Below are 12,933 nucleotides of genomic sequence, written 5' to 3'. Positions count from 1 at the left end.
GGGGAAGCGGCGGGCGCACCTGCCTGCCGCGCCGCGCCCTCGGCCTCAGGCACCGGCGGAGATGGACCGCATGGAACGTCATTTCTTGGGTTGGGATCGCCCGCTGCCGGTCTCGGCGGTCGAATGGTTTCTCGCGCAGCGAGACGACGGCGGGACCGCGGCGATCGACTTATCCGATTGGATTGCGGTCTTTCCCACGGCCCGGGCGGGGCGACGCTTCCTCGAGCTGCTGGCTCACCGCCTCCAAGGCCGCAACCGGGTCTTTCTCCCGCCGCAGGTGGTGACCGTGGGCGGACTGCCCGAGCTGCTCTACCGGAATCACCGCCCGTTCGCGCCGACGCCCGTGCAAACCCTGGCTTGGGTCACGGCCCTGGAGGAACTGCGGCGCCGAAGTCCCGCGAGCGTGGAGCGGATTCTCCGCCGTCCGCCCGCCGCGGACGATCTGCCGGAGCGGCTCCAGGCCGGCGACTGGTTCCTGCGTTTGCACGCGGAGCTGTCGGGGGCGGGGCTGACGTTCGAGGAGGCGGCCCACCGGGCACAACGGCAGATCCCCGATTTCCCGGAAGGGCCCCGCTGGCAGGCGCTGGCCGAGCTGCAAGCGATCTATCTGGAGGTCCTCGACGCCCACGGCTTTTGGGACGTGCATGCGGCCCGGCTCCATGCGGTGCGACGGGGGGAATGTCGAACCGCGCGCCCCATCGCGCTGGTGGGAATCGTTGATCCGCCCGGCATTCTCCGCGCGATGCTGGATTCGCTGGGCGACCGCGCGACGGCCTTGGTGGCGGCGCCGGCGGCGGAGGCCCACCGTTTCGACCGCTGGGGGGCCTTGGTCCCCGAGGCCTGGCGCGAGCTGCCGGAGCCGCCTCGTCCCGACCGGATTTCCGTGGTCGATCAGGCCGTCGCACAGGCCGCCAAGGTGGAAGAAACCCTGCGGCAATGGAGCGCGGCGTTTGCGCCGGGCGAGATCACGCTCGGCCTGGCCGACGAATCGCTCGCCCCGCTCTTCTTGCGGATCCTGGAGCGGCTGGAGGTCCCCGCACGCTACGGCCCCGGCGCGCCCCTCAGCGAAAGCCTCCCCTGGCGTCTGCTCCGCGACGTGTCGGCCTATGCGGCAAGCGGGACGGCGGAAGATTTGGCCGCCCTACTGCGCCACCCCTGGGTGGAAGCCCACTTGCGGCGTTCGGGCGGCGCGGATCAGGACATCCTCACGGCCGCCGACCGGTGGATGCAGCGCCGCCTGCCGTTGGACGCCGCGGCCGGCATGGACACGGAGGGAAGCGAGGCCGAGTTCATCAGGCAAGTGCACGCCCTATTGGCCCAAGCCGCGGGATCGCTGCTCCGCCGGGAAGCCATGCCGCCGGAGTCCTGGGCGGACGGCATCGCCCAAACCTTGGCCGCCTTGCTCGACCCGGCCGGAGAGGCATGGCGGCCGGTCGAGGAGGACGGGGCAAGCGAAGCGAGCGTGCCGGCCCGCGCCGACCAGACCTGCCGCGAGGCGTGCCGGCACATCGCCGCCGCTCTGCACGCCTGGCAGGAGGTGCCCGACGCCCTCTGGGAACGCGCCGGCGTCAAGCTGAAAGAAGGGGATTGGCTGCCGCTCTTGGAAAGCGAACTCCGGGGCTGCCGTTTGCCGCCTCCGCCCCTGACCGACGCGGTGGAGCTGGTCGGTTGGCTGGAGATCCCCTGGGACGATGCGCCGGCCGCCCTCGTCACGAACATGAACGAGGGGTTGGTGCCCTCGGCCGTGGGAAACGATCCGTTTCTGCCCAATCGGATGCGGGAGGCCTTGGAACTGAACGACAACGCGCGGCGGTTCGCCCGAGACGCCTACGGCCTGACGCTGCTGATGAAGAGCCGCGCCGAATGGCGACTGATCGCCGCCCGACAGACCCTGGACGGCGACCCCTTGCTTCCCAGCCGGCTGCTATTTTCGCGGGAAAAGGAGGTTTTTCTGCGGCAGGTGGAACGCTATTTCGATCGTCCGGAGGCCGCCCCCGGCCGGCTCCTGCCGGCGATTCCCGCGGTGCCGACCGGCGGGAACGACCCTTGGGCGCCGCCCCTCCCGGAAGACTTGCCCCCGCCCGCCGATATGCGCGTGACCGAGTTCCGCGACTACTTGGCTTGTCCCTATCGCTACTATCTTCGCCACCGCCTCGGCTTGGAGGCTTGTTCCGACGACGTCGAGGAGCTTTCGGCGATGGACTTCGGCACCTTGGCGCACCAAGTGTTGAGCGATTTCGGACGATCCGCGCGGAAGGACTCGGACGACGCGGAGGCCGTGGCACGCTATTTGGCGGCGCGCTTGGACGGCGTGGCCGAGGCGCGGTTCGGCCCGCGGCCCAAGCCCGCCGTCGCCGTGCAAATCGAGCAGCTCAAGCAGCGGCTGGCGGCGTTCGCCCGGCAACAAGCGGAACGAGCGGGGCAGGGCTGGCGGATCCTCGCCTGCGAGTATCCCGTGTCTCGCTCCTTCGGCATCGACGACTTCGAGGTCCGCATCGTCGGCCGCATCGACCGCATCGACTATCACCCCGAGAGCAACACATACGCAATTCTGGACTACAAGCTGAGCGACGCCGGGGCGGGCCCGGAAGAGACGCATCGCAAACGCCTGCGCGACCCGCAGCGGCCGCCGCATTTGCCGGAGGCGCTCTGGGAAAAGATCGTGCATCCGGGCGAGGTCGCCAAACGCTGGGTCGATTTGCAATTGCCGCTCTACGAATTCCTGGTTCAAGACTTTTTGTCGGAGCAGGGCCGAGGAGATTCCGACGTGCGGGCCGCGCCGACGGTCCGGCTCGGCTATTTCCTCTTGCCCAAGGATACAAGCAAGACGAAGCCGGAATACGCGGACTGGAGCGGCGAGGAACGGGATCACGCCGTGGAGGCTGCCCGAGAGGTGGTCCGCTGGGTGTGCCGCGGTCGGTATTGGCCGCCCGCCGATCCCCCGCCGCCCGGCTTCGAGGAACTGGATCGGATCATCGGCAAGGCTCGGTAGTCGCCGCGGCCGCCGCGGGAAGGGCGGAGCCGCTTGCACGGCGCGGTCGCATCGGCATCCTGGCGGCGGTTCACAGTGGTGCGAACCGGCGGCCCAAGAAAGAAATCCCATCGCACAAAGAAGCAGAGAGGAAGCGGCGGCATGAACAATTCCACCAGCCCGGGCTACCCCCGGCAGTTGCTGATTCGCGCTTCGGCGGGTTCCGGGAAGACGTACCAGTTGATCCACGGCTTGGCCCGGCTGCTTTTGACGGGCCGGCCGGTGGAGAGCATCTTGGCCGCCACGTTCAGTCGCAAGGCCGCGCGCGAGATCCTCGACCGTCTCCTCGCCCGGCTGCTCGAAGCGGCCGAGCACCCCGAACAGGCCCGATCCCTGGCCCAGGCCGTCGACATGACCTTGGGACCGAACGACTGTTTCGCGCGGTTGCGGGCCTTGGTGGATCGCTTGGATCGGATCAACATCTGCACGCTGGACAGCTTTTTCGTGCGTGCGGCCCAGCGATTCCGCCTGGAATTGGACCTGCCCTGGACCTGGACGATCTTGGATGAGGAGGCGGATCGGCGGCTGCGTCTGCGGGCGATCGCGGACATGCTGGCCCGCGAGAAAAGCTCCAAGGCCGCCGAATGGATGCGGCTTCTCACCAAGGGACACGCCGCCCGCTCCGTGACCGATCAATTGCTGGAACTGGTGTATCAACTCTACGATCTGGTTTTCCTGGAATCGGAAGAGGCCGCATGGTCGGCCCTCCCCGAGGCCCGCGAGCTTACTCCGCAGGAGTTGCAGGCCGCCATCGACGCCGTGGACAAGCTCCACGACCGCTACGAGAAGGAAATGGGCGCGAACACCGACCAACGCGTCGCCAATGCGCTGTGCGCCGACGCCGATCGCGCTCGGGAGGGAGCTTGGGAGAAGTTCCTGGCCGCCGGCATCGCCAAGGCGATTGCCTCCGGCGCGGGCACCTACTATCGCCGGCCCGTGGACCCCGAGATGGAAGCGGTGTACGAACCGCTGATCGCCCACGCGCAAGCCGTCCTGCGCAACCGTATCCGCCGGCAGACCGCGGCGATCTTCCGCCTGCTGAACGAGTTTCGCGACAGCTACGAGGCGATGAAGCGGCGGGAGGGCGGGCTGACCTTCGCCGACGTCACGCGGCAGGTGCGCGACGGATTGGCCGCCGCCTGGCGGACTTCCCCCTTGCCGGCCTTTCGCCTGGACGGCACCGTCGAGCACCTCCTGTTGGACGAGTTTCAGGACACCTCCATGCCCCAATGGGAAGCCCTGCGTCCCTTGGTGGAACGCATCCGGGCCGACGACGCGGGAACCATCTTTTGCGTGGGGGACGTGAAACAGTCGATCTACGGTTGGCGGGGGAGCGAACCGGCGATCATCGAGAATCTGCCCCGCGAGCTTCCCGAAATCGAAATCCGCCCGCTCGACCGCAGCTACCGCTCCAGCCCGGTGATCATCGAAACGGTCAACCGCGTGTTCCAAACCTTGCCCCAAAACGCGGTCTTCGAGATGGGCGGCGATTCCGGCGATCGCGACATCGCGCGGCAAGCGGCACAGGCCTTCGCAAGCGCCTTCCAGCCGCACGACACGGCCCGGCGCGAGCTGGACGGTTACTGCGTCCTGATGAGCAAGGAAGCGGCGGCGACCGGCATCCGCCCCCACGAAGACGCCGACGAAGCCGAGAACGCCGCGCCGGACGAGACCGCGCCGGAATCGAGCTTGGCCGTGCAATCCATCGCGGAGCTGCACCGCCGCCATCCCGATCTCGAAATCGGCGTCCTGTTTCGTAAGAAGAACGCGATTCCCCCTGTGTTGACGGGCCTGCGGCGACTGGGGATTCCGGTCAGCGAGGAGGCCGGCAACCCGTTGGACCTCGCCCCCGGCGTGCGGGTCATCCTGTCGTTGCTGCGACTGGCGGATCATCCCGGGGATACGGCGGCCGCCTTCCATGTGGCGCATTCTCCGCTGGCCAAGACCGTCGGCTGGGAATCGTACCCCGCCTGGTCGCCGGAGGAGCGATCGGCCGCGCGATGCGAGCTTTCCCTCCGCCTGAGGACGCAAATCGGCCGGCTCGGCTACGGCCCGGTGATTTTCGACTACGCCCGCAGCCTGCTTCCCTTCTCGGCGGTCGAGGACCTGCCCCGCTTGGAACGATTGGCGGTGTCGGCCTACGCCTACGAGGCCCGCGGCCGGTTCCGCGTGGACGATTTCGTCCGCTGGATCGAGAGCCGGCGCGAGGCCGAACCCTCGCAAGGCGTGGTGCGTTTGATGACGATCCACGCCTCCAAAGGATTGCAATTCCCGATCGTCGTTTTGCCCGACTTGGATCAACGGCTCGAAGGCCAGCCGCCCAACGTGGCGGCCGATCGCCCCGAGGGCGGCGGAAAATTCGACTGGGTCTGCGCCTGGACCGATCGCGAACTGCGCGAGCTGGGCGTCCTGCCCGAGGAGTTCGCCGAACGTTTCGACCGGGCGCGGCATCGCGTCATCCGGGAGTCGTTGTGCCTGCTGTACGTGGCCATGACGCGGGCCGTCCACGCCCTCCACATGCTGATCGAGCCTTCGCGAAAGAACGAGAAGCGGCTGCCGCTGACGTGGGCGGGGATCCTGCGGGCGGCGTTGGTACCGCCGGACGAGGACCGCGATCCGCCCGCGATCCGCCGCGTCCCGCCCGGCACGGTGCTGTGGACGTGCGGCAATCCCGACTGGCAGCCCCGCCGGGAGCCGTCGTCGGGGACTCCGCCTGCCCCGGCCCCCGCCCCGGCGCCGATCCGCTTTCCGCGCCGAGGACGGACTCCGCGGGCCGTGCAGTGGGTGTCGCCGCACGCTTTGGAAGGCCGCGACCGCCCGCTCCGCGATCTCTTTCGCCGCCCGCCGCGGCGGGCGATGGACGAGGGGAGCGTCCTCCATCTTTGGTTTTCGCAGATCGAATGGTTGGAAGACGGCCCACCGGACGATCGCACCTTGCAAGATGCCGCGGCCGCCGAGTTCGCCGCGAACCCCGAGTTGATCCAAGACCTCCCCCGGCTGTCGGCGGAATTCCGCCGCCTGCTTAAGGGAAAGGAATTGCGGCGGCTCTTGTCGCGGAAGACCCCCGACGCGTTCCTTCCCCGATCGCTTCGGGAGGCGTGCCAACCCCTCGCGGACGCCGAGTGGGTCGTTTGGCGGGAACGTCCCTTTGCGATCTTCCTGCAAGACGGCACGTTCTGCCGCGGCCAATTCGACCGCGTGACGGTGGCCTATCGAGCCGGCAGGCCTGTTCTGGCCCACGTCATCGACTACAAGACGGACAAGCCGACCGCCGCCGCATCGCCCCAAGGCGGCGCCGCTTCCGACGACGAGCCGGAGGGCCGGGCGGCCTTCTATCGCCCGCAACTGGAGAATTACCGCGACGCGGCGGCCTCCCTGTTGGGGCTTTCACGGGATCGCGTGGCCGCCTCGTTGGCGTTCGTGTACCGCGACAAAGTCATCGCCGTGGGCGATCCCGGCGCGTCGGGCTGACGCCCCAGGGTCGGATCCGCCTCGGCCCAGGCTCGCGCTCGCGCGGCCCGATCGCTCACTCGCGGCGGAGTTCCACGACCGTGGCCGAGTAACCGGGGAGCGTAACGCGGAATCCCTCCGGTCCGCGGGAGACCTCCGCGGCGACGGGGACCACGGCGTCGGGCTTCTCCAGACTGTTGCGGGCGCGGAGACTCCCCGGGGCGACCTGCCGGGCTGCCGCCCGCGTGAACCCCTCCGCCGCCACGGCGACCGTCAGAGTCACGACCTGATCCGTCGGGTTGACGGCCTTCAGGACCACCGTCTCGCCCTCGGCCGAGCGCGTCGCGACGGCGTTCAGCGGGCCGGTCTCCCCCTCCAACGCCACGCGCAGCGGCTGGTAGTGCTCCCGCCAAAGCCTCATCACCACGTAGTTGGGGGCGGGGAACCACGTGCGGTGATCGAAGTTGATGAAGGCGTTGTCCCACGCCGTCGCCGAGACGTGGCGGAGGAATAGGGCGGGCGAGGCGATCTCCACCACGTCGCCGGTCCGCTCGAAGCCGTTCAAAATCCCGCCGCAATACAGGCCCGTCCGCCAATCCGTGCTCTGCGCGTTCCACTCCGAGACGAAGAGCTTGAGGTTCGGATTCTTCGAGTCGGCGATCATTCGGCCGGTCTGCTCGAAGAAGGCCTCGTACGCCCGGGGCCCCTCCGCGAAACGATTCGGGTCTTCGTAGTGATGGATGCTGAGGTAGTCGATCAAATCGGCGCACTGCTCGATGACGACGCGGTTCCATTGATGGGCGTCGCGCCCCATGCCGCCGCTGCCGCAGGCCGCCAACTTGATGGACGGATCGGCGCGGCGCATGGCGGGCGCGTAGCGGCGGACCGCCTCGGCGTACGGTTCCGCCCGCATGTGCCACGTCTCGTTATCGATCTCCCAATACCGGACGCCGTACGGCTCGGGGTGACCGTTCGCCGCGCGGACCGCGCCCCACTTCGAATCGGCCGGACCGTTGCAATACTCGATCCAATCCAGCACGTCCTGCATGAATTCCTCGGGATCGGGATTGGAGTTCCAGGCGGGCGTGCCGATGTTCACCACCAGCATCGGTTCGGCCCCGACCTTGCGGCACATGGCGATGAACTCGTCCGTGCCGTAGGAGTTGACGTCCTGATCGTCCCAGATATCCCGCGGATAGATCCGGCGCTGGTGCTGCGGTCCGATGCCGTCCTTCCAGCGATAGGCTGAGGCGAAGCAGCCGCCGGGCCAACGGATCAGCGGCGGTTGCAAGTCGTTGACGGCTCGGAGCAGATCGGGACGGAAGCCGCCCGCCGCCGCCCAACTCTCCGGCATGAGGCTGACCTGATCGAGACAGACGCGGCCTTCGCCCCGCAAGGCGATCTCCAGCGTGCCGTTGTCCGTGTCGGCATGGGGACGGAGCCGGATGGGCACCTCCCGCCAATCCTCGCCCGGCGCGAAGATGCTTTGCACGGCCAGCGGTTGAGCACCGTCCATGAGTCGCACCGACATTCCCAAGGGCGCCGTGCCGCGGACCCAGAGGGAGCCGACGTACCATTCGTTCCGCCGCAAGGCCAGCGGCCCTTGCCGCAAGACGCTCTCGCCGTCGGCACCTTCGATCCAAATCGCCAGGCGGCTGTTGAGCGGGTGCTCGTCCTCCAAGGCGAGGCGGCCTTGCCCGGCGAATCGCCAGTGCTTAAGGCTCACGCTTTGCTGGGCCGAATCCGGCAAGCCTTGGTAGAGGACGTTCCCGGCAAGGTCGGTGACTTTGAGGTTGCGGAATCGGGCTTGGGTGGCCCAGGTGCCCACGCCCACCGCCCCCGTGCGATGGCCCGCCGGATCGGTCCAGTCGATGATCGTCCGGCCGTCGAGCTGAACGAGAAAGCGGGTACCCTCGCACCGCACGCGGATGTCGTACCAGCGGCCGGTCTCGATGCGGCCTTCCACGCGGGGACCGACGCCGTGCCAGCGTCCTTCGCCGCTCCGGCCGCGCTCCAATTGGTGATACTGATTGGCCCAGCCGCCCAGATTGCACCAGTAAAAATCCTGCTCGTTTTGCACCCGGAAGAGGATGAGGAAGCCTTCCTCGCCGCCGGTCTTTTGGGCTTGGAGCGTGAATTCGTAGTCGCCCCAAGCGGGATCGCCGAAGACCCAGCGCTGGTTGGTGCCCAATCCGCGCTGCACGATTTCACCGTCTTGGACGCGCCACTGCCCGCCGCTCAACTCCTCGAAACTGCGGTTCCACACCAGCTCGCCCCACAGGCCGCCGTTGACCGAGTGGTAGATGTGCTCCAAGAAGTGGCCGTACACCTTGACGTCCACCGGATTCACGACTTGGTCGGGGCGGACGGAGAGCCGCACCTCTTGCCCGAACAGCGGATGCAGCGAAATTGCGGCCGTCAGGCACGTCGCCCGGCAGAGGGCCGACCACATGGAACGCCGGCCGGTGAAGAAGCGCGTCGGATTCAAGTTGTTCATCGCACGTCGTCCTCGGGTTACGGAAAGGCACAAACCCCTACGGAAAGGCACAAACCCCTTGAGAATATTCAACCCCCATCCTCGAATTCGGTTTCGCCGAGCAATTCGCCTTGAGCCACCGGCGTAACCCGGTGGTGGAATTATTCGTGGAGCCACCAGCGTAAGCTGGTGGTGAAACCCTGGGTAGCGCCGAACCACCTCCGGCTTACGCCGGAGGCTCGGATACCTACGCCGGAGGCTCGGATACTCACGCCGGAGGATTACCCCCGGAAATACAAGTACGCGGCGATGATGGCCGCCAGCACGAACGCCGAGGCCAGCACGTCCACCGCGTTCCAGGTGGCTCGCGACTCGCGGCGCTGCTCTTCAGTGATCGTCCCGTACGTCAGGCCGGAAATCTTGGCTTCATCCGGCGGGCTGCTCAGATAGCTGGCCGCGATCATCACGACCACGCTCACCACGAAGATCAGCACGGCGAAGTACTGGAAGAAGATGTTGTTGACGATCCAGAGGAACGAGCCTTCGGGATAGACCACGCCGAAGAGCTTAACGGGCGTATCCACCGCCAGCCGGAAGACGCCCAGCGCGAACCCCACGGCCAAGGCCCAAAGGCAACCCTTGGCGTTGAGGCGCTTCCAGAACACGCCCAGGAAGAACACCGTGAAGATCGGCGGGGCCAAATAGCCTTGTACGCTTTGCAGGTAGTCGTACAGTCCCCGCGCACCTTGAATGACGGGGATCCACGCCAGCCCGATGACCACCATGGCGGTGGTGGCCATGCGGCCGGTCCAGACCAATTCCGACTGCGAGGCGGCGGGCCGCAGCTTGCTATAGAAATCCATGGTAAAGAGCGTGGAGGAGGCGTTGAAGACGCCGGCCAGCGAACTCATGAGGGCGGCCAACAAGCCCGCCACCACGATCCCCCGCACGCCCGGCGGCAGCACGTAGCGGACCATCAGCGGGAAGGCCGCCTGCGTGCTCTGCGAGTTGACGTACACCTTGCCGCCGGTGACGACATAGCCGTCTTGCTCTCGGCGGATTTCGCCGCCCACCACGGCCACCTTGCCGTTGGTCACCACCTGCTGCCCCTGGATTTCGCGGACCTCGCCGCCGGGCACGCTGACCCGGCCGATGGCGATCGGCTTGACCTCGCTCTTGGTCTGGGCGATCACCTGCGGATCGCGCGAGAGGGCCTTTTCCAATTCCGCGGTGAAGAACTGCCGGGTGAGGTCTTCGTTGCGGCCGCTGACCGATACGGCCAAGCAGATCATGCCGGGGATGATGAAGATGAAGACCGGCAAGAGCTTGAGGATGGCCGCCCAAATCGCTCCCCGCCGCGCTTCCTTCTCGCTCGGAGCGCCCAAGCACCGTTGCACGATGTACTGATCCGTACACCAATACCACAGGCCGCTGATCGGGGCGCAGATCAGCATCCCCAACCAGGGATAATTGCTGTTGAAATACCAGGCCATGGTCTTGGAGCCTTCGTCCAGGACGGGCTTCCAGGTGCCGGTCCAGCCGGCGGGGGCCAGCGGCTTCCACAAGTTGAACATCTCGCCGCCGCAGACTTCTCGCAGGCCGCTCCACCCGCCCAGCACGCGGAGGCCGAAGATCGTCACCAGGGCCGAGCCGATCACCAGGATGAACGTCTGCAAGGCCTCGGTGTATGCCACCGCCCGCATCCCGCCCAGCACCGTGTACAAACCCGTCAGGATGATGACCGCGAACGAGCCGACCCAAAAGCTGTTGAGGTCGTACGGGCCGATCGCGACGTGGACGTCGGGCAGGAGGGTCTGGAAGACGATCCCTCCGGCGAAGATGCCGACCGCGATCTTGGTCAGCACGTAGGCCACCAGCGAAATCAAGGAGAGCAGCCATCGCGCGCCGGGACTGAAGCGGCGTTCCAAGAACTCCGGCATGGTGAAGACCTTGGAGCGGAGGTAGAAGGGCACGAAGACCCAGGCCAGAATCAGCAGGCACCAGGCGTGCAGTTCGTAATGGGCCATGGCCACGCCGTCCGTGCAGCCCGACCCCGCCAGTCCCACCAAATGCTCCGAGCCGATGTTGGAGGCGAAGATGGACGCGCCCACCACGAACCAGCCCAAATTGCGGCCGGCCAAGAAGTAATCGTCCGCGGTATCCTTCCCTTTCAGAATGACCCACCAGGCCAAGCCGAAGAGGACGACGAAATACGCCGCGATGACCATCCAGTCTAAGCCTGCCATGAAGCGATCCCCTCTGCTGATTGGGAAAAACTCCGCGACCGATAGCTGCTCGATAAGAGGTTGGGGGGAAGCCGTCCGACCACCCCGCCCGCCGTAAAGGTTTTACTTTACCCTCCCGCCGCCGGACTTCTCAAGCGTCGCAGCGGTTGCCGCCTCCGACCGGCGGGCGCCGTTCGCGCCGAGCCGCGGACGCCGGGCGTGCGACGTCACCTCCGCCGATCGTTCGCCGCCCGCACTTCGCGGCGAAACGCCGTCGGCAACGTCTCGGGACCGATGGCGAAGAACTCCAGCCCCAGCATTTCGGCCAGGTCCTCCAACATGGTCAGCGTCACGCCTTGGCTGTAGGCCGTATGATGCGCCCCGCCCGCCAGTATCCAGCAGGCCGCGGCGGTCTTGAAGTCGGGCAAGGGCTTCCACACCGCCCGCGCCACCGGCAGCCGCGGCAGCTCGGCCGGCGGCGCTATCGTCTCCACCGCGTTGGCCAGCAAGCGAAAGCGATCCCCGAAATCCATCAGCGCGGCATTGACGGCCGGTCCGGGGCGGGCATCGAACACCAGCCGGACGGGGTCCTCCTTCCCGCCGATGCTCAAGGGGTGAATCTCCAACGAGGGCCGATCGGCCGCGATGCTGGGGCACACTTCCAACATGTGCGCGCCCAGCACCATTTCCTCGCCGGGCGCCAGGTGATAGGTGTAATCCTCCATGAAGGAGGTGCCGCCGGGCAGTCCCGCCGCCATCACTTTCATGGCGCGGAGCAGGGCCGCCGTCTTCCAGTCGCCCTCCGCGCCGAAGCCGTAGCCGTCGGCCATCAGCCGCTGGACGGCCAGCCCCGGCAATTGCCGCAGGCCGTGCAGGTTCTCGAAGGTATCCGTCAGCCCTTGGAAATTGCCGTCTTGCAAGAATGCTCGCAGCCCCAGCTCGATCCGCGCCGCCTCCCGCAGCTCGCCGCGTCGCGGACCGCCGGGCCGCAATTCGGCGGCCACCGCATATTGCGCGTCGTATTCGGCGGTCAGGCGGTCGATTGCGGCGTCGGAGACCTGCTCCACGGCGGCGACCAGATCGCCCAACCCGTAGCCCGACACGGAACACCCCAGCGCGATCTGCGCCTCGACCTTGTCGCCCTCGGTGACGGCGACCTCGCGCATGTTGTCGCCGAAGCGTGCGATGCGGACGCGGCGCAGCTCGTGCCGCCCCACCGCCGCCCGCGACCATTCGCCCAGCCGCCGGCGCACTTGCGGATCCTGCCAATGTCCCACCACGACGGCACGGCGAAGCCCCATTCGGCTGCAAAGATAGCCGAACTCGCGGTCGCCGTGCGCCGACTGGTTCAGATTCATGAAGTCCATGTCGATCGCGGACCAAGGCAGATCGCGATTGAATTGGGTGTGCAAATGGACGAACGGCTTGGCCAGGTCCCGCAGCCCGGCGATCCACATCTTGGCCGGCGAGAACGTGTGCATCCAGGTGATCAGGCCCACGCACTCCGGCGCGGCGTCCGCCTCCCGGCACAGCCGCTGAATGGCCTCCGGATCGGTGACCGGCGGTCGATACGCCACCCGCACCGGAATCTCGGCCGCCGCGTCCAAGCTTTCGGCGACGGCCCGGGCATGGTCCGCCACCTTCTTCAGGGTCTCCTCGCCGTACAGCGTCTGGCTGCCGGTCACGAACCACAATTCGAACTGCTTCAGATCGATCATTGCCGGGGGATCTCCTCGATGACCTACCTTCGG

At 67.3% G+C, this 12,933-nt stretch carries 5 protein-coding genes; 2 read left to right on the top strand and 3 right to left on the bottom strand.

The annotated features are described in order from the left end of the window. Positions 1–70 precede the first annotated feature (70 nt). Complete coding sequence (locus tag ACZ5B4_RS14370; RefSeq protein ID WP_464911921.1) at positions 71–2,992, top strand: PD-(D/E)XK nuclease family protein; 2,922 nt, start codon at positions 71–73, stop codon at positions 2,990–2,992. A gap of 141 nt (positions 2,993–3,133) precedes the next feature. Then, positions 3,134–6,502: a UvrD-helicase domain-containing protein gene (locus ACZ5B4_RS14365; protein ID WP_464911920.1), complete on the top strand. Its 3,369-nt coding sequence runs from the start codon at positions 3,134–3,136 to the stop codon at positions 6,500–6,502. Positions 6,503–6,557: 55 nt separating this feature from the next. On the opposite strand, the gene ACZ5B4_RS14360 is transcribed toward ACZ5B4_RS14365, so the two are convergent. The 3 genes from ACZ5B4_RS14360 to araA form a co-directional block, all read right to left on the bottom strand. Further along, entirely contained in the window at positions 6,558–8,978 is a 2,421-nt protein-coding gene (locus tag ACZ5B4_RS14360) for an alpha-L-arabinofuranosidase C-terminal domain-containing protein (protein WP_464911919.1), read from the bottom strand. A gap of 260 nt (positions 8,979–9,238) precedes the next feature. Further along, on the bottom strand, positions 9,239–11,203 hold the full coding sequence (locus ACZ5B4_RS14355) for a sodium:solute symporter (protein ID WP_464911918.1): 1,965 nt from the start codon (positions 11,201–11,203) through the stop codon (positions 9,239–9,241). A gap of 206 nt (positions 11,204–11,409) precedes the next feature. After that, a complete protein-coding gene (gene araA / locus ACZ5B4_RS14350) occupies positions 11,410–12,900 on the bottom strand; it encodes an L-arabinose isomerase (RefSeq protein WP_464911917.1) in 1,491 nt (496 codons plus the stop codon). Positions 12,901–12,933: the final 33 nt, after the last annotated feature.

The organism is Thermogutta hypogea, assembly GCF_055386265.1.
The sequence above is the reverse complement of the archived record's forward strand: the minus strand, read 5'-3'. Positions and strand labels throughout refer to the sequence as shown.